At 34.4% G+C, this 18,199-nt stretch carries 15 protein-coding genes; 5 read left to right on the top strand and 10 right to left on the bottom strand.

Annotated features, from left to right (window positions below; translation table 11 throughout):
* Nucleotides 1-131: 131 nt before the first annotated feature.
* Complete coding sequence (locus B5P40_RS02485; protein WP_088004937.1) at nucleotides 132-872, bottom strand: LytR/AlgR family response regulator transcription factor; 741 nt, start codon at nucleotides 870-872, stop codon at nucleotides 132-134.
* Nucleotides 850-2,619 (bottom strand): two-component system sensor histidine kinase LytS, encoded by a 1,770-nt coding sequence (lytS, locus tag B5P40_RS02480; protein ID WP_113708791.1) that lies wholly within the window; start codon nucleotides 2,617-2,619, stop codon nucleotides 850-852. Before lytS ends, B5P40_RS02485 begins: the two co-directional genes overlap by 23 nt.
* A gap of 328 nt (nucleotides 2,620-2,947) precedes the next feature.
* Between lytS and B5P40_RS02475 the strand changes: the two genes are divergently transcribed.
* Nucleotides 2,948-4,246, top strand: coding sequence for an MFS transporter (locus B5P40_RS02475; RefSeq protein WP_016127605.1), 1,299 nt, complete (start codon nucleotides 2,948-2,950; stop codon nucleotides 4,244-4,246).
* A 119-nt stretch (nucleotides 4,247-4,365) separates the two neighbouring features.
* On the opposite strand, the gene B5P40_RS02470 is transcribed toward B5P40_RS02475, so the two are convergent.
* Nucleotides 4,366-5,934 carry a BCCT family transporter gene (locus B5P40_RS02470; protein WP_002089904.1) on the bottom strand — a complete coding sequence of 523 codons (1,569 nt, stop codon included), beginning with the start codon at nucleotides 5,932-5,934 and terminating at the stop codon, nucleotides 4,366-4,368.
* A gap of 362 nt (nucleotides 5,935-6,296) precedes the next feature.
* Nucleotides 6,297-7,367: a nitric oxide synthase oxygenase gene (locus tag B5P40_RS02465; RefSeq protein ID WP_002089906.1), complete on the bottom strand. Its 1,071-nt coding sequence runs from the start codon at nucleotides 7,365-7,367 to the stop codon at nucleotides 6,297-6,299.
* A 218-nt stretch (nucleotides 7,368-7,585) separates the two neighbouring features.
* Between B5P40_RS02465 and sodA the strand changes: the two genes are divergently transcribed.
* Nucleotides 7,586-8,212: a superoxide dismutase [Mn] gene (sodA, locus tag B5P40_RS02455; RefSeq protein WP_002068665.1), complete on the top strand. Its 627-nt coding sequence runs from the start codon at nucleotides 7,586-7,588 to the stop codon at nucleotides 8,210-8,212.
* 88 nt (nucleotides 8,213-8,300) lie between these two features.
* Here the strand turns inward: sodA and B5P40_RS02450 are convergent, their stop codons facing one another.
* Entirely contained in the window at nucleotides 8,301-9,245 is a 945-nt protein-coding gene (locus B5P40_RS02450; protein WP_181462926.1) for an NAD-dependent epimerase/dehydratase family protein, read from the bottom strand.
* A 43-nt stretch (nucleotides 9,246-9,288) separates the two neighbouring features.
* Nucleotides 9,289-9,879: an AmiS/UreI family transporter gene (locus B5P40_RS02445; protein ID WP_002068662.1), complete on the bottom strand. Its 591-nt coding sequence runs from the start codon at nucleotides 9,877-9,879 to the stop codon at nucleotides 9,289-9,291.
* Nucleotides 9,880-10,402: 523 nt separating this feature from the next.
* Here B5P40_RS02445 and B5P40_RS02440 point away from each other — a divergent pair.
* Together B5P40_RS02440 and pelG are read left to right on the top strand one after the other, a co-directional pair.
* A complete protein-coding gene (locus B5P40_RS02440) occupies nucleotides 10,403-10,804 on the top strand; it encodes a hypothetical protein (RefSeq protein WP_002143948.1) in 402 nt (133 codons plus the stop codon).
* A 106-nt stretch (nucleotides 10,805-10,910) separates the two neighbouring features.
* Nucleotides 10,911-12,731 carry an exopolysaccharide Pel transporter PelG gene (gene pelG, locus B5P40_RS02435; RefSeq protein WP_113708789.1) on the top strand — a complete coding sequence of 607 codons (1,821 nt, stop codon included), beginning with the start codon at nucleotides 10,911-10,913 and terminating at the stop codon, nucleotides 12,729-12,731.
* 49 nt (nucleotides 12,732-12,780) lie between these two features.
* Here pelG and galE read toward each other — a convergent pair whose 3' ends face one another.
* Together galE and trhA are read right to left on the bottom strand one after the other, a co-directional pair.
* The gene (gene galE / locus B5P40_RS02430) at nucleotides 12,781-13,797 is read right to left on the bottom strand and encodes a UDP-glucose 4-epimerase GalE (RefSeq protein ID WP_002184448.1); all 1,017 of its coding nucleotides are present in this window, start codon (nucleotides 13,795-13,797) and stop codon (nucleotides 12,781-12,783) included.
* Nucleotides 13,798-13,980: 183 nt separating this feature from the next.
* Entirely contained in the window at nucleotides 13,981-14,628 is a 648-nt protein-coding gene (gene trhA, locus B5P40_RS02425) for a PAQR family membrane homeostasis protein TrhA (RefSeq protein WP_002184447.1), read from the bottom strand.
* Between the two features lie 164 nt (nucleotides 14,629-14,792).
* On the opposite strand from trhA, the gene B5P40_RS02420 reads away from it, so the two are divergent.
* A complete protein-coding gene (locus B5P40_RS02420; RefSeq protein WP_113708788.1) occupies nucleotides 14,793-15,353 on the top strand; it encodes a DUF1836 domain-containing protein in 561 nt (186 codons plus the stop codon).
* Between the two features lie 43 nt (nucleotides 15,354-15,396).
* Here the strand turns inward: B5P40_RS02420 and B5P40_RS02415 are convergent, their stop codons facing one another.
* Both B5P40_RS02415 and B5P40_RS02410 read right to left on the bottom strand, forming a co-directional pair.
* A complete protein-coding gene (locus tag B5P40_RS02415; RefSeq protein ID WP_113708787.1) occupies nucleotides 15,397-16,842 on the bottom strand; it encodes a DEAD/DEAH box helicase in 1,446 nt (481 codons plus the stop codon).
* Nucleotides 16,843-17,071: 229 nt separating this feature from the next.
* Nucleotides 17,072-18,103: an acyltransferase gene (locus tag B5P40_RS02410; protein ID WP_113708786.1), complete on the bottom strand. Its 1,032-nt coding sequence runs from the start codon at nucleotides 18,101-18,103 to the stop codon at nucleotides 17,072-17,074.
* Nucleotides 18,104-18,199: the final 96 nt, after the last annotated feature.

The raw sequence follows: 18,199 nt of genomic DNA, 5'->3' as shown, positions 1-18,199 counted from the left end.
TGGCCACCTCTTTCGATTTGGTACCTTTATTGTATAAGATAAAAACAAAACTGTAAGCGTTTACATAACGGAACGTCAAATATATAAAATTAGTTACAAAAATAGGCAGACGAAATACAAAAAGCTACTTCTTAAATACGAAGTAGCTTTTTGAGTTCTTTTGCATATGTACGGCTAACAGGTACTTTTGATCCTTCTTTCATAATTAAATTATATGTAGAATTGAACCATGGTTGTATTTCTGTAATATGATTAATATTTGCAATAAAACTGCGATGGACACGCATAAAACTTGCTTGCGGCAACTTCTTTTCCAAAATTACAAGTGTATCGTGTGTTACATATGTTTCTCTCGTCGTTTTTACTGTCACCTTTCCGTCCACAAGTCCTACATATATAATATCTTCAATATTCACGAGTACAATCGATTCTTCAATTGGTAATGCTAATTTATGCATCTCGGCCGTTACATCTACACTCTTTACATCTTGCTTTGTTTCTAACTTTATTTGCTTTTGTTTTTTATATTTCTTTAATGTCTGTACGATACGTTCTTCATCAAATGGCTTTAAAATGTAATCTAACGCATCTACTTCAAATGCTTGCAACGCATATTGATCATATGCAGTAGCAAACACAATTGAAGGTGGGTTTTTCATTTTCTTTAATATATTCGCGATTTCAAATCCATTATCATCAGATAATTGAATATCTAGAAAAACAATATCTGGTTTGTTTTTCATTAATTCTTCTAATGCATCCTCTACACAATCCGCCTCACCAATTATCTCTACTTCTTTTGTTTTCTCTAATAAATATTTCAATTCATCCCGTGCTAACATTTCATCATCAACTACTAATACTTTTAACACTCCGTTTTTCCTCCTCTACTTTTTTCGGAATCACAAAGAGGATCTTTGTCCCTTGCTCTAATTCACTTTCAATTTGAAGCATTGTCTCTTTCCCAAATAACCCGATAAGTCGTTCATTAATATTATATAAGGCTGTTCCCGTCCCTTTCTTTGATGGAACTACCATTTTTCCTAATTGCTCTAGACGTTCACTCTCAATCCCTTGTCCATTATCCTTTACTTCAAAGTGAACCATCCCTTCTTTTTCAAACACATGTACCTCGACTTGGCACACTGGCTGCTTTTTCGGAAAAGCATGGCGCAATGCATTTTCAACTAATAGCTGAAGCACAAATGGTGGAACTAAAGTCACCTTTAGTGCCTCTTCAATGTACATCTTCACTTCATACTTATTCGGAAACCTCGCTTGCTCTAACGATAAATATGCATGTACATGATTCAACTCTTGTTCTAATGGAATAAGTAATTGTCGTGCCCCTTGCAAATTACAACGAAAATAAACGCTAAGCTGCAATAATAATTTCCTCGCTTTTTCTACATCTGTTCGGCATAAAGCCGATACGGTATTAATTGCATTAAATAAAAAATGCGGATTGATTTGTGCTTGCAACGCTTTTATTTCGGCATCTTGCAATAACTTACTTTGTAACTCAGCTTCACCTAACTCAAGCTGTGTGGAGAATATTTTCGCTAGCCCTTCCGCTAACTCTTCTTCAACACGACTTAATTGATTAGGGTTTTTAAAATAAAGTTTTAATGTTCCTATCGTATTTCCATGTGAAGTTAATGGAATAACAACTGCCGCTTGTAATGGACACCCTTCATGTTGACAATTAATAATCTCACGTGATTTTGCCTTCATTATTTTCCCTGTTTTTAATACTTCTTTTGATAAACCTGTTATTAAACTGTGTGAAGGAATATGATGATCTGATGCTACTCCAACGTGAGCTAAGATTTCCTCTGTATCTGTTAAGGATACCGCATCTGTTCCCGTAAAGCGGTGAATAATTTGTGCCACATGTTTACAAGACTCTTCTGTTAACCCTTGGCGGAAATATGGTAACGTCTTATCAGCAATTCGTAATACTTTATGCGTTTGCAAAGCTTTTGCGTTTTCTTCTTGTCGTAAAATAGCTAGTATCATCGAAAGTAAAATGAAACTGCCAAAACTATTTACAAGAATCATCGGTAGCGCAATTGTTTTCACAACACTAAGTCCATCTTCTATAATTAATAGAATCATAAGCATTTCTAAAGTAACGATAAAAACACTTAAAATCGCAGAAAATTTAGGAGTAATAGTACGGTTATATTTTTTGAAAATGTATCCAATATAACCTGTTATAATCCCAGCCAAAATTGATGAAATTGCACAACTTACTGCCGTCGTCCCGCCAAGCATATAACGATGAATACCCGCAATAGAACCTACTCCAATTCCGACGATAGGACCGCCAAGCAATCCACTAATTCCAACACCCATGATTCGTGTATTCGCAATTGTGCTGGATGATGAAACACCTTGTAACCAATTTTCATTCATAATAGTATTTCCTGCTATTTCAATCCCTGTGTAATTGCTTACAATTGTAAACACTGAAAAAATACAAATAAGCTTAAACTTATCTACATATCCGTCTTGCTTATGAAGAAGACGCCGGAACGTTTTAATATGAGAGAGTAAAAATCCTAAAATAACAATAAGTCCGACGCGTTCAATCATCATAAGTACTAAATTTAGCATCTGTGATTCATTCCTTTTTATATTAGTTAGTTTTATTATGGGAAAATAATGAAGCGTGCGTCAAGGAGAATGAAATGTTTTTTGAAATATTTTACACATAACTATCCCCTCTTTATTTGACAATCTAACAGAAGAGTGCTAAAAATAAAGTAATATAATACAGTCCTTTAACCCAACCCCGTGAGGTTGAGAAGGAAGTCGGAATATACTATACGTATGGTCTTTTTTAGGGATACGTATGCTTTTTTGGCCTTCTCATCATATCAGGTGAGAAGGCCTTTTGTTATTCTTCCATAGCGACTGTAAAAGAAAATAAGGAGGAGTAATGATGAACGTCACTACTGATGTACAATCAACAACAGAGGAGACGAAAGAGAAAAGATATAAAACATTGTTTGGTTCTGCGCTAGGATATGCAGCAGAAGGTTTAGACATGTTGCTCTTATCTTTCGTACTCGTCTACATTTTAAAAGAATTTCATTTAAGCCCTGTTGAAGGTGGAAACTTAACATTAGCTACCACAATAGGAATGCTAATCGGGTCTTATTTATTTGGATTTATTGCTGATTTATTTGGGCGTATCCGTACGATGGCCTTCACAATCTTACTATTCTCACTAGCAACAGCACTTATTTATTTCGCAACAGATTATTGGCAATTATTAATTCTTCGCTTTTTAGTTGGAATGGGAGTTGGTGGTGAATTCGGGATTGGGATGGCCATCGTAACTGAAACATGGTCTAAAGAAATGCGCGCTAAGGCGACATCCGTTGTTGCACTTGGATGGCAATTTGGCGTACTAGTCGCTTCACTCCTTCCGGCATTTATCGTCCCGCATTTCGGATGGAGAGCTGTTTTCTTATTTGGACTCATTCCCGCTCTACTAGCTGTTTACGTCCGCAAAAGTTTAAGTGAACCGAAAATATGGGAACAAAAACAACGATACAAAAAAGAATTGTTACAAAAAGAAGCTAAAGGTAATTTAACAACTACTGAGGCAGAACAACTAAAGCAAATGAAAAAGTTCCCACTTCGAAAGTTATTTGCCAATAAAAAAGTAACGATAACAACAATTGGTCTTATTATTATGTCATTCATCCAGAACTTCGGATATTATGGGATTTTCACATGGATGCCAACTATTTTAGCGAATAAATATAACTACACATTAGCAAAAGCGAGCGGCTGGATGTTCATCTCTACGATCGGCATGCTAATTGGAATTGCGACTTTTGGTATTCTAGCCGATAAAATTGGTCGCCGTAAAACTTTTACAATCTATTATGTCGGTGGTACTATATACTGTCTCATTTACTTCTTCTTATTCACAGACTCAACATCATTGTTATGGGGAAGTGCATTGCTTGGATTCTTTGCCAATGGCATGATGGGGGGATTCGGAGCAATTTTAGCTGAAAACTATCCTGCTGAAGCTCGCTCGACAGCAGAGAACTTTATTTTCGGTACAGGACGTGGGTTAGCTGGATTTGGACCTGTTATTATCGGCTTACTTGCTGCAGGTGGTAATTTAATGGGAGCATTATCTCTCATCTTCATTATCTATCCAATCGGTTTAGTTACAATGCTATTATGTGTCCCAGAGACGAAAGATAAAGTATTAGAATAGATTGAAACTATACGAAATGTTTATCCAAATACTGTCCCCTCAGGAAAAGTATTTGGATAAATAGCAAAGAGGAAGCATCTCAAATGAAATGCTTCCTCTTCTTATATAAATACAATTATTTATTTTGATTTACTAGCTTTTTGGAACAAGAAGCTAGTTTTATCTTCTTCTTTTACAATACCTTGTTTTAACGCTAATTCCCCTGCGACTTTAGGCGCTAGCCATAGCATTGGGAATAACAGAATAGATACCGGAACAGCCGTCACTACAATGAAGGATTGTAAGGCGTTAATACTTCCCTCACCCATATATAAAAGAATCGCCGCAACTGCGCCCATAATAAGCGACCAAAAAACTCGCAAACTAATTCTAGGATCTCCATCTCCAGTCACTGCCATTGAAATCGAATAAGCCATTGAATCTCCTGTTGTCACTACAAATAAAATTGTTAATAAAAGAAATGCAGGTCCAATAATATTAGATAGTGGCAGTTGCTCTGTAATTGCAATCATAGCCGCTGGCATACCAGATTCACTTAATGCGGTCGAGATAGAACCAGGATTCATTAACTCATAAAACACACCTGATCCCCCTAGTATAGTAAACCAAAACGTTGTAATAATAGGTGCAATAATTCCAATTGCAACGATGATTTCTCGGATTGTTCTTCCTCTTGAAATTCTGCTCACTAAAATTGCCATCATCGGTCCATATCCAATAAACCATCCCCAGAAAAAGATTGTCCACGATCCTAACCAAGCTGTATCACCACGATATGTGCTCATTGGAATAAATTCATTTATATAAAATCCAAACGAAGAAACAAATGAATCGATAATAAATCCACCTGGTCCAAATAGTAATACAAATACCATTAATAGAACTGCTAACCTAACATTTAAATTACTTATAATTTGAATCCCTTTATCAATTCCTGTTACCGCAGATATAGTAGAAACAGCTACTACACAAACAATAATGGCTAATTGAGTAGTAAACACATCAGGAATGTTAAACAATGCTTGTAACCCATAACTTGCTTGTAGTCCTAAAAATCCGATTGGACCAATTGTCCCTGCAGCTACCGCAATAATGGCAAACACATCGATCATTGTTCCAAGCCAACTCTTTCGCAATTTCTCTCCAAAAATAGGATATAAAAGCGTTCGAGGTTTTAAAGGCATATCTTTATGATAATGCCCGTACATCATAACTACCGCACTAATTGTACCTAAAATCGTCCAAGCCAGGAAACCCCAGTGCATATAACTTTGTGCTAAAGCAGGCATTACCGCTTCTTTCGTTCCAGCAGTTATACCTTCATGTATTGGTGGCACCGTCATCAAATGGTACATCGGCTCTGCGGCTGCCCAAAAAACGCCACCTCCAGCAAGTAATGTAGACATAATAATAGCGAGCCATTTTGTCGTACTAATCTCAGGTTTTTCTAGTCCCCCAAGTTTAACTCTCCCATATTTCGAAAACGCCATACACATTGCAACAACAAATGTACCAATTAATAAAACCTGCCAAAAGGCACCAAAATATTTAATTGAAGCTGCAAAACTGCTATTAATAGCTCCCTCTACGTAACTTTTATTTAAAATAACTGCAATTACAAATAATAAAAGTGAGCCACCACTAATAAGAAATACAGGCCAATCCGTTTTTCGACTCTTCATCCTCATTTACACTTCCTCCTTCCTCAGCAATCTAAAAAAACAACTTTATTATGTTTTCTTGTTTACACCCAAAACACAATGATTATATAAGCATAATAATTCATCAATTTCCTACACACTTATGTTGTCCCTAAAAATATGCTAAATCCCTTATTTAAAAGAAAATTTCTATTCCTATTACATAAAAAAGCAAAACAAAAGACCTTATATTTCTATAAGGTCTTCGAAACAGAAATTTGATTATAACATAAGGAACTCCTTGGTTCAAAAAGCCCTTTCCAAAAATAGCCGATAGTAAAGGCTTCCATTTGCTACGTAACAGTAATTAAAAAAAATTATATTTTGCAGAAAAAAAACTATACTAGCTATTATTTATGAAAGAAATTCGGCTTCAAAATTTCATTTGGATACGGTTTATGATAAATATGAGTGGTAGCTGGCGACAACGGTGGAATGAGCCACACCCAATTACCTGTTACAACCCGTCCACATGCCGCTTCCTGCTTCTCAAATTGTTGAAATTGTTGTGCAGCTGTATGGTGATCCACAATACTAACTCCTTGTTTTTTAAAAGAATGTAAAACAGCCACGTTTAATTCAATTAGCGCCTTGTCTTTCCATAACGTACCGTTTCTCGATGTATCGAGCTTCATCATCTCCGCAACAGCCGGAAGTAAATTATAGCGATCATGATCCGCTAAGTTACGAGCCCCAATCTCTGTTCCCATATACCATCCATTGAACGGGGCTGCCGTATAAGAAATACCGCCAATTTCTAAGCACATATCTGAAATCATTGGAACCCCATACCATTTTGCTCCAAGTGACGAAATCGGGTATTCTGGGTGTTCAATTGGCACTTCTTTTACTTCTTCTCTCGGAATTTCTTTATATATAGGTGCCTTCCCGTTTATAGAAAACACAAGTGGCAATACATCGAAATTCGTACCTTCTCCTTGCCAGCCAAGTTCCTGACAAAAATCTGTAAACGCAGTGGAATGAGAGTCACCAATCACTCCCATTTCTGTTTTATATCCTGCATACCGAATCAATTGGTGATTATAAATTCGTATATTATTTTCTTCACCTTGATATTGCTTAAAAATTGTAATTGTCGGTTTAACTTTCCCATCGTTCGTTGCATATTTAATATGATGAATTAATGCATTGTATACACCTTCCTCATCATTTACCTCACGTGCATCTAATATGTGCATCTTACTCCAAAATAGTCTTCCGATACATCGATTACTATTGCGCCATGCCATTCGTGATCCATGAACAAGTTCTTCAAATGTATGCTCATACGTCCCCGTCTTCTCTATCTCAACTTGAATTTCTTTTATTCTCTCTTCTATGAATTGTTCTTTATTAAGCTCTTTATAGCAAACCGTAATAAAATGACTCGCTTCCTCTATTAATTGTTTCGTTTTACTCATAAACGATCTCCTTCTATTTCAACAAAACGTTACTACTTTACAGTATAAGCAAAAAGAATAAGAGTCACAAATGAAAGTCGAAGTGTTACTTTTATTGTAATATTTTTCAGAAAATTAAAGAGATTACTATTGACTTGTATAAAAAATAGGTGTATTTTTGACTCAGGTAAATTATTTTTACTTAGACCAACTTTTTTAATAAGAAAGGAGGGAATGTTATGTCTTCATTTCAATTGCCAAAGCTTTCATATGACTATGATGAACTAGAGCCATATATCGATAGCAACACGCTTTCTATTCATCATGGAAAGCACCATGCGACATACGTAAATAACTTGAATGCCGCTTTAGAAAACTATACGGAATTACATAATAAATCTTTAGAAGAGTTACTATGTAATTTAGAAACTTTACCAAAAGAAATTGTTACAGCTGTCAGAAATAACGGTGGTGGACATTATTGTCATAGTCTTTTTTGGGAATTAATGAGCCCGCGAGGTGGCGGTGAGCCTAATGGAGACGTTGCAAAAGTAATTGATTATTATTTCAATACCTTTGACAACTTAAAAGATCAACTTTCCAAAGCAGCTATTAGTCGTTTTGGAAGTGGCTATGGATGGCTTGTTCTGGACGGTGAGGAACTTTCCGTTATGAGTACACCCAATCAAGATACACCTTTGCAAGAGGGTAAAATCCCATTACTCGTCATCGATGTATGGGAACACGCCTATTATTTAAAGTATCAAAATCGGCGCCCAGAATTTGTTACCAACTGGTGGCATACGGTGAACTGGGACCGGGTAAATGAAAAGTATTTACAAGCAATTCAATCACAAACACATTAGTCGTGCGTATAAGGTAAATTTGGTAATGTAAAATTAGTATTGTCGAAATCCTCCAGAATCCCCCGGATTGCCACCGGGGGATTTATGATTATTTCATTGTATTTATGTAATAACATAAAACTTTTCCCGTCTCTAATTTCAACTCTCGGAACGGGAATCCTAATTCACGAGCCTTTCCATTATGTAACGTACAATTAATCACTCCATTATAAGGAGCTATATTATCTCCTACTTCTTGAATGAGCGCTTTTATCCCGGTATTCTCTTCTATGAAACGAATAACTTCTCTGGTAGAAACCACCCCGTTACTACAAGCATTAATTGGCCCTTCTATGTTTTCCATCCCGCACCAAGCTAAAAACTGTCCTGCTTCCTTTTCATGTATAAATGACAACTCTCCATCTACATGATCCACAACGATAGGCTCTTGTTTCACAACATGTTCAACGTAAAATTGTAATCTTTTCGTATAATCGTTTTCTCCAATAACGACGGGAAATCTTACCGCAACGACTGGGAATGTTGCATGTTGAAATAAAACTGCTTCAGCTAATCGCTTGCCTTCACTATAATTGAAATCATTCCTCCCTCCATACGTAATTGTATACTCGTACGGATTGAAGTTTTCTTCTAATAGGCCTAACCCAGGATCATAGACAGCCATTGAAGATGTCATAATGTATTTCTTCGTTTTTCCTTTTAGTACTTCACATATTATCTTCGCTGCATTCGAGCTATAGCATAAATTATCGTATACGATATCATAACTTTTACCTTCAAAACGCTCTTCTAGTAGCCTCTCATCTTCTCTATCTACAATCAGTCTTTTTACTGCACTTCCAAATGAATCTTCAGTAACTCCCCTCGTCGCAATCGTTACATCGTGTCCAGCTTGCAACAGTACTTCTACTAAATGTTTACCAAAAAATCTTGTTCCCCCTAGCACCAATACTTTTTTCACCTTCATCATCCCCGTTTTTACAAATTGTAAAATACTACCTCTATTATTATAAACGCTAAAATAAAAAAACATGGAATCAGTTTAACGATTCCATGTTTTTTCTACACACGATACATTAACGTACTCGATATTTAAAAATACAATAGCAGCAATATAAAATAGAAATTACTGATACATAAACCCATAGTTCATATATGAATCCCTCGCCCCATACTCCCATAAAATAAAAGAGTGAAGGCAACGTCAATGTTACCCATGATTGTACAAAGGCAATTCTGCCAAGATATTGATTGATATTCTTTTTTTGTGCATTTAATACAAAGAATAAATACCAAAGTAATGCCCACATAAACCATGTTAACGCATTAACAACATCGTGGAATTGAACAAATGAAACAATCATATAGAATAAAGCAATAATTGCTACCCAAATACAGAACCAGCCTAGTCCACTACTATCCATTCCTTTAATAAAAGTAACGCCTACATATAAATAAGTTAAACCAAATAAAAAAGTAGCCGCATATGAATATACCGTCCAATTACTTTGATCAGAAATCATAATCAAATAGAACGGAATGATAATTTGTAATGCCCCCACAAATAAATTAAAGACACCTGCACTTTTCATCTCTACTTTGCCTAATATGACAAGGCTATTTAAAAATAAAGCTGCACCTGAAAGTAATAATCCTACGTAACCCATATATATTCGTGTGAAAATCTTTCCCTTTCACACTTTTAACCTCCCCACAATATAAAGTGATACTTTATCCCGCATTAACGAGCAGTAAAACTCCCACCTCAAAATTCAGCTAGAGCAAAGAAGTTAAGTGGGAGATCAACTGCCCGTAAAGCCCGATTAGTGAAGGCTAATAATCAGTGGGGATGAACAACCCCCACCCACTGATTAAAGTTTCACTTTATTATTTTTCTTCCTATTTAAAACTACATACATAATTTTTAATCTGAATAAGTTAGACTTCCTACCTTAAAAAATAACAAATTTAAAACGCTTTCAATAATAAATAACCCTATCAAAACATGAAATAGGATTCCTTGATTATAAACGTACTCTAACAATGATACAAGTGTTGGAATACTTTTCAATACTACGTTTTGAATTTCTATAAAAAATTAGTAGAATGATACATTTTCCTTATCTCATTCTATTAATTATTTGCATAGAATATCGTACACTCATATTAATTTAGAAAGGTTTGATATTTATGCCTCTTCATTATCCAAATCATTTTGTTTTTCACTCCACAGGTGTATTAACAAGAGAGCCTGCAACTGTTTCAGCAGTAGTAAACATTGTAAATTTAGATGCATATTACACACACCATGTAACTATAGAGGTTTGGGATTGGTCTAACTATTCTAATCCTGTAAAATTACCTGTACTACTTGGTGAAAATACGGAAGTAGCATTCCCATATATTTTACAAGGCAACCACTTAGCAGTTTTTTATGCTGATTTAGATGACTCTATTGATTTGTATGAAATCCGTATTTCTTATCCCGGCCACTCCAATATTGTTGCAAATTGTTTTGGGCGAAGTATCCCGCCATATACAAGCCAAGAAGGTAATACAGTATACCATAAACAACTCGTTCGAATTCATTAAATCTCCCCTATTATGTGAAAGGGGCTGGTCAGTAATACATTTATCTTTATAAGATAATCGTATTACTGACCTAAAGCGTGATAGTCAATCTTGATAGTTTCTCATTTTGAACACTTGCTATTTATATGAAGAAAGTAGTGGATCCTTCTTAAATTACTTTTGGATGTGGAGATCTATGTTCACACCAATAATTCAAATTTTACAAATTGATTTTCCTGAATTAGATCTTATTCATTCTGTATCGACAGGGTATGGTGGATTGCTTGGTGCTGCAATTAGTGCCAAGTCCGATATACCATTTATTCTAACTGAACACGGTATTTATTCTCGGGAGCGTGAAGAAGAAATACTACAATCTACTTGGATACCAATTGAATATAAAAAAAGATGGGTTTCTTTCTTTCATCACTTGTCCCATCAAGCATATGAACAAGCCGCTGATGTAATTACGTTGTTCGGCCGAAATAGTGCATATCAAAAAGAATTAGGTGCTCCGGCCCATAAACTAAAAATCGTTCCAAATGGCGTTACTTTATCTGACTATAAAGGGTTACGTAAACCAAAATACAATTCGGATAAACTCATCATTTCCGCTATTATACGAGTTGTACCAATTAAAGATGTAAAAACAATGATTTATGCAGCTAAATTATTATTAGAAAAAGATATTCCATTTATATTTTACTTACTAGGTCCTGATACGGAAGAAGCAGAATATGCTCAGGAATGTCGTGATTTAATTCAACAATTAGGATTAGAAGAGCATGTAATAATGACCGGCAAAGTAAATATTAAAGATTACTTAAAACAAACAGATATTCTCGTATTAACAAGTATATCTGAAGGACAACCATTAGCCTTGTATTATAAAATCGTGATGCTATTTTTATTTTTAGCTTTAAACATCATTTGGATTCAATCCATTTATTTAACAGCAGCTAAAGATTATCAGTCCATCGCTCTTGCATTTTTAATTGGTTCTATTTTCTCCTTATCTGGAATTGCACTTATCGCTTACTGGCATCCAACACTTAGAATAGAACACGGATTGGCCCTATTACTTTTAATTTCTTTTACAATCGGGACTTTCATTACATTAGTGTGGTTAAGTATAGTTATTGTACGAATGTTTCCAAATAGTGATGCTACTGAACAACTTACCTTTCTTTCTTATTTAGATAAATATCCAGAACTATTTTGGTCAAGCTTACTTTACAATATTGGCATTTGGGTATGTAACTTTGTTATTTGGTTCGGAGAAGGGCGAGGAAATATTGAAAACACGTTTATTTATCATCAAATTTATGATACATCTGTTTTCTGGGCTTATTTAAGCATTATCCCAACCTATATTTTCTTCGTAGTATCCATTGAAACAAGGTTTTATGAACGGTATAAGAAGTTCTTCGGTTCAGTTAACAATGGGGCGACATTAAATACAATTTTACAATTAAAAGAATCAATGAACTTTGTCCTAAAGCAAGAAATGGAACGAATACTTCGTAATCAAGGTATTTTTTCTTTACTTATTATTTTTATAATATGGATGTTTAGTTCACAATCTGGGAACGTAACACTTGAATACTCTATTTTGCAGCTGACTATAATTGGTGCTTATGCAAATGGGATGGTCCTTGTTATCACATTACTACTCTTATATTTTGAAGATCGTAAAGGGGCATTTCGAACATCAGCCCTGTTCTTTTTTGCAAACCTGTTATTAAGTCTTCTTCTACTTCCATTTGGATTTAATGGTTACGGTATTAGTTTTGCACTCGGATCTTCTATTACATTCTTATATGCTATTTCTAGACTCTTTACTTACATTAAAGATATTGATTACTATACGTTTTGTCAGTCAAATACTCCTATAAAACGGCGAACTTTCTTTACTAAATTTGCTAATAAACTTAATGGAAATAAATAAATAAAAATGACCTTTTGCTCCCGCAAAAGGTCATTTTTTTATCTGTTTATTAAACTTCTAGATAGCCATTTTTGTTATTTGATTGCCATCTCCAAGAGTCTGCACACATCTCTTCTAATCCGCGTTTTGCTTCCCATCCTAATTCACGCTTCGCTTTCGATGCATCTGCAAAACATACTGCCACATCACCAGGACGACGTTCCGTAATTTTATAAGGAACTTCCTTGCCTGAAACTTTTTCAAATGCTTCAACCATTTCTAATACACTATAACCAGTACCTGTACCGAGATTGTATGCATCTATCCCAGTAGTGCCAAGTACCTTTTCAAGTGCCTTTACATGGCCATTTGCTAAGTCTACAACATGAATATAATCACGGACACCCGTGCCATCTTTTGTTGGATAGTCATTTCCAAATACACTTAATTCCTTTAACTTCCCTACTGCTACTTGTGTTACATATGGCATTAAGTTATTTGGAATTCCGTTTGGATCTTCTCCAATACGCCCACTTTCATGTGCACCAAATGGGTTGAAATAACGAAGTAATGCAATACTCCATCCTGCATCCGCAAATGCTACGTCACGCATAATTTGTTCAATCATTAATTTCGTTTGACCATATGGATTCGTTGCACTTAATGGAAACTCCTCTGTAATTGGTGATGTTTCTGGAATACCATACACCGTTGCAGATGAACTGAAGATCATCTTCTTCAAATCATGCTTCTGCATCACTTCACATAGCACTAATGTGCTTGTAATGTTGTTATGATAATACGTTAACGGAATTTCTACTGATTCCCCTACAGCCTTAAAGCCTGCAAAGTGAATAACAGCTTCAATTGTATTTTCTTCAAAAATCGTATCAAGTGCTTCTCGATTTAAAATATCTTCTTTATAAAATTTAAACTGTTTTCCTGTTATCTCTGTCACTCGATTTATAGACTCTACTGAGCTATTCGAAAGATTATCTACTACTATAATTTCGTAACCGTTTTTTAGTAATTCTACGCATGTATGACTACCGATATATCCTGCTCCACCTGTTACAAGTATTGCCATAATTATAGTCCTCCATATTTCATTCATTATAAACTTCTCAAAGTATATCACATATTTCTTATCATATGTTTATTATGCGAACACAGAAACTTACATTTTATCCCATGATTTTCTGTACAATACACGATTCAAATCAGGTAATAAAAAAACGCCACATAACAGACATCGCGTGGCGTTTTTTGATCAAATTACGTAACAATATACACTTAGAAAATGTGCAAGACTACCTAACAATACAAAAACATGAAAAATTTCATGGTGTCCCATATATTTAAACTCCAACCATTTTGGCTTCGCACCGTAAATAAACCCACCAATTGTATAAAAAATGCCTCCAAGTACTAAGAAAATAATACCTCCTGTACTTAGATTCTCAGCTAGCGGTGCAAAGAATAGAACAATTAACCAACCCATCAGAAGATAAATTGCTGTCGATAACCATCTTGGACAATTAAACCAAAACATTTTAAAAGCAATACCACAAATTGCCGTTGCATAAACTAAACAAAATAATAGTAAACCATTTGCCGAATTTAATGTAATTAAGCAAAAGGGTGCATATGTACCTGCAATTAATATGAAAATCATAGAATGATCTAGCTTCCTAAAGAAATAAATAACACGTTCACTGGCTACGACACTATGATACACAGCTGATGCCATATAAAGGACCATCATCCCGATACCGAATAAAATAACAGCTGTAATTGCAGCAACAGATGGCATCTTAACAGAAACTTTCACAAGCATAGCTAATAATGCAATAAATGATAATACAGCTCCTCCTAAGTGAGTAAATGCATTAACCGGTTCTCTTACATAAATATTCATATAAACACCCCTCATATAATTACATGTAGTTTTCATAACTACATGTAATTATATACATATTATCCGTGCGGGTCAACATTTACAATTCATTTGTTTCGTAATACCATATTTAAAGATATACTAAACATTAAGTTCCACTAAGTTATAAAAGTGAGGGGTTCTACGTGGAAAATATAAATAAATTACTTGAATCATTACATTTAGAAAAAAGTATTAAACTTGAGGATATCCCAAATGTCGACTTATATGTAGACCAAGTTGTCCAACTATTTGAGAATACTTATGCGGATACAACGAGAACTGATGATGAAAAAGTATTAACAAAAACAATGATTAACAATTACGCAAAAGGGAAATTATTCATCCCTATCAAAAATAAAAAGTATTCAAAAGAACATATGATTTTAATCAGCTTAATTTATCAATTAAAAGGAGCTCTTTCCATTAATGATATAAAAAGCTCCTTAGAAAATATAAATGCACCGTTAATAAACGATGATACATTCGAATTAAATACTCTATATAAAGATTACCTTTCTCTTACTGACACCAATGTGGAAAGCTTTAAGCAAGACGTGAAGAACCGTGTTAAGGAAGTAAACGAGGTTTCTTCCTTAGAAGATCCAAAGCTAGAAAAGTTTTTATTACTAACATCCTTCGTGACTATGAGTAATATGTATAGACGTTTAGCAGAGAAACTAGTTGATGACCTCAAAGAAACTTAAACAAAAAAACTATCCACCTGTTAGAGGTGGATAGTTTTTTTGTTTACTTAATTGCTTCATGAACCTTTAATTGTTTCCCTTTAATCGTTGTGTTTTTCATAATTTTTAAAACAAATGGTCCTTTTCCATTTAATATTTCAACGTAAGAAACATTGTCTTGTATCGTAATAATTCCTATATCTTCTGCTGTAACACCTTTAATTTTAGCAATTGTACCGACGAAATCTACCGCCCTAATTTTCTTTTTCTTCCCGCCATTAAAGTACAATTTCATAATTCCTTTGTTTAGGTCTGCATTTTTATCTTTCTTTATAATTGGTTTAGCATGTATCTTTTCCTCAAATACTGCTTTCCCTTTCATAACTTCTTCTTTTGAAGGTGCAAGTGCCTTTGGAATTTCAAAGCCAATGTACTCCTCAATCTCTTCTAAAAATCTATTTTCATACGGCGTCATGAATGTAATAGCTTTCCCGTTATTACCAGCTCGTCCCGTTCTTCCCGTACGATGTACATAACTTTCTTTTTCTAATGGAATATCATAGTTAATAACATGTGTAATATTATCAATATCAATTCCTCTAGCTGCTACGTCTGTCGCTACTAAATAACGGAACTTTCCTTTTCTAAAATCGTCCATAACTTCAAAACGATCTTCTTGTACCATACCACCATGTATTTTGTCACAAGGATAGTTAACGCGATCTAATTGTTTAAATACGTGATCTACATTTTCTTGTGTACGGCAAAAAATAATACAGCTATCTGGATTCTCAATCGTTGTTACATCTTTAAGAAGTGAAAGCTTCTCCTCTTCTCTCGTCTCAAAAAGTGTATGTTCAATTTTATCTGTTGTAATCCCAGCAGCCTTAATTTCAATATGCGTTGCCGAATCCATATACTTACGAGATAACTTTTCAACATCTTCTGGAAGTGTTGCTGAAAATAACATTGTCATTCGTTTTGTAGGTAACTCGTCAATAATTGCCTCTACTTGATCGATAAAGCCCATATTCAGCATCTCGTCTGCTTCATCAATAACTAAATACTTCAAACACGCTAAAGAAAGAGTACCTTTTTCAATATGATCTAACACACGGCCAGGAGTCCCAACTACAATATGTGTTTTTTGCTTTAACTCTAATTTTTGACGTGCAAATGGAGATTTACCATAAACTGCAGCAGCCTTAATTCTTTTGAAGCGGCCTATATTCGTAATATCTTCTTTTACTTGTACCGCAAGCTCTCTCGTCGGTGTTAAAACTAAAGCTTGTGGCTTATTCTCTTCCCACTCCACCATTTCACAAAGTGGTATGCCAAATGAAGCGGTTTTTCCACTTCCAGTCTGTGATTTCACGACAAGGTCTTTCTTTTGCAAGGCAACTGGAATAACCTCTCCTTGCACTTCCGTTGGATGTTCATATCCTAAACCAGTAAGTGCTCTTACAATTTCTTTACTTAATGCATAATCGGTAAAACTTCTTTTACTCATGTAATAACCTCATTTTATTCTGTATTTAATAATTATATTTTTTATTCCCCTACATTTAATTATACTAAGAGGATATATCAAACTAATATTTTTAATTCGCTAAAATATCAACTTAACCTAAGTATAACTCTTTTTATATTGTTTTTTAAAACAACATAAAAAAGGACAGTCTTAATAATAAGCCTGTCCACCTACATAACGAAAAATATTTTATTTTCAGATTTTTAATTTACGGAACTAGCCTTTTTACAACCGGTATTCTTTGCAATACTAAAGTTATTAACATACTAAGGACAAGTGTAATAATTACATTTATAGGTATTGCCAATATTGCATGTACATGTGCATTCACCTTTGGAATGACTATGTATAGATAATTATTTAATAAGAAAAAGTGAAGAATATAAATCCCAAGACTTGCTTGGTTTATGCCGCGTAATAAAAATGGCAATTGCCTTTCTGAATTTTGGAAAGCATATTTAAAAAAGACAAATAACCCAATTGCCATAAGTACAACACCTGGCGCAAAATATTCATACCAATATTGATCCAGCTGTCCATTTGCTTTCAATGTATAATGGTATGTCATAAAGAATGTACCAATACATCCTACAACTCCCCCAATATAAGAAATATTCCGCCATTTTTTCGCAATATCATAATTTGATAAGTAATAACCAAGTAGAAAATATCCTACATAATTTGTAACATAAAATAATTCAATATTAAAGTTGATAGGATAATAATAGTTTACTAGTTTAACTATTACAGATGCATATAGCCATAAAATTAAAAAATATTCTATCTCTCTCTTCTTAGCATTTTTCACAAATACTTTCAGTAAAGGTGCGATTAAATATATTCCTACAATCATATATAAGAACCATAGATGTAACCCGATACTATTTGTTAAAAAGTACTTTATCCCTTGCTTTAAAGAAGCCGGAAAATATCCTATGCAAGCCCCATAGATGTAAAATATAGCACTCCAACCTATAAAAGGTATAATCACTTTACTTGCACGTTTCTTTAAAAATTCCCCAATAGAAGTATCTTTTGTTCCCTTTAATAATAGGGCTCCACTAATCATTACAAAAATTGGTACACTAGCACGCGAAAAAGAGTCGTAAAAATTACCAGCCAGCCAACGCGACACGTTATTTGAATCTAACGTAGAAACATAACCAGCAGCAACGTGAATTGTAACGACCGCAATTGTCGCTAATACACGTAGCCAATCCATATACACTAATCGTCCCATAAAATCTCCCCTAAATTAATATATTTCTCTATTATTCTCCCTACATAATTCTACAGTAATCGATTACATATTAAAATACATTATAGCCATATAAAT

Source organism: Bacillus sp. SRB_8 (genome assembly GCF_003264205.1).
GTDB classification, from domain to species: Bacteria; Bacillota; Bacilli; order Bacillales; family Bacillaceae_G; genus Bacillus_A; species Bacillus_A mycoides.
The sequence above is the reverse complement of the archived record's forward strand: the minus strand, read 5'-3'. Positions and strand labels throughout refer to the sequence as shown.

Coding starts and splice junctions, on each gene's coding strand:
- lytS (WP_113708791.1), bottom strand. CDS start 2,619: ATGCTAAATTTAGTACTTATGATGATTGAACGCGTCGGACTTATTGTT.
- B5P40_RS02475 (WP_016127605.1), top strand. CDS start 2,948: ATGAACGTCACTACTGATGTACAATCAACAACAGAGGAGACGAAAGAG.
- B5P40_RS02470 (WP_002089904.1), bottom strand. CDS start 5,934: ATGAGGATGAAGAGTCGAAAAACGGATTGGCCTGTATTTCTTATTAGT.
- B5P40_RS02465 (WP_002089906.1), bottom strand. CDS start 7,367: ATGAGTAAAACGAAACAATTAATAGAGGAAGCGAGTCATTTTATTACG.
- sodA (WP_002068665.1), top strand. CDS start 7,586: ATGTCTTCATTTCAATTGCCAAAGCTTTCATATGACTATGATGAACTA.
- B5P40_RS02450 (WP_181462926.1), bottom strand. CDS start 9,245: ATGTTTTTTTATTTTAGCGTTTATAATAATAGAGGTAGTATTTTACAA.
- B5P40_RS02445 (WP_002068662.1), bottom strand. CDS start 9,879: ATGGGTTACGTAGGATTATTACTTTCAGGTGCAGCTTTATTTTTAAAT.
- B5P40_RS02440 (WP_002143948.1), top strand. CDS start 10,403: ATGCCTCTTCATTATCCAAATCATTTTGTTTTTCACTCCACAGGTGTA.
- galE (WP_002184448.1), bottom strand. CDS start 13,797: ATGGCAATACTTGTAACAGGTGGAGCAGGATATATCGGTAGTCATACA.
- trhA (WP_002184447.1), bottom strand. CDS start 14,628: ATGAATATTTATGTAAGAGAACCGGTTAATGCATTTACTCACTTAGGA.
- B5P40_RS02415 (WP_113708787.1), bottom strand. CDS start 16,842: ATGAGTAAAAGAAGTTTTACCGATTATGCATTAAGTAAAGAAATTGTA.
- B5P40_RS02410 (WP_113708786.1), bottom strand. CDS start 18,103: ATGGGACGATTAGTGTATATGGATTGGCTACGTGTATTAGCGACAATT.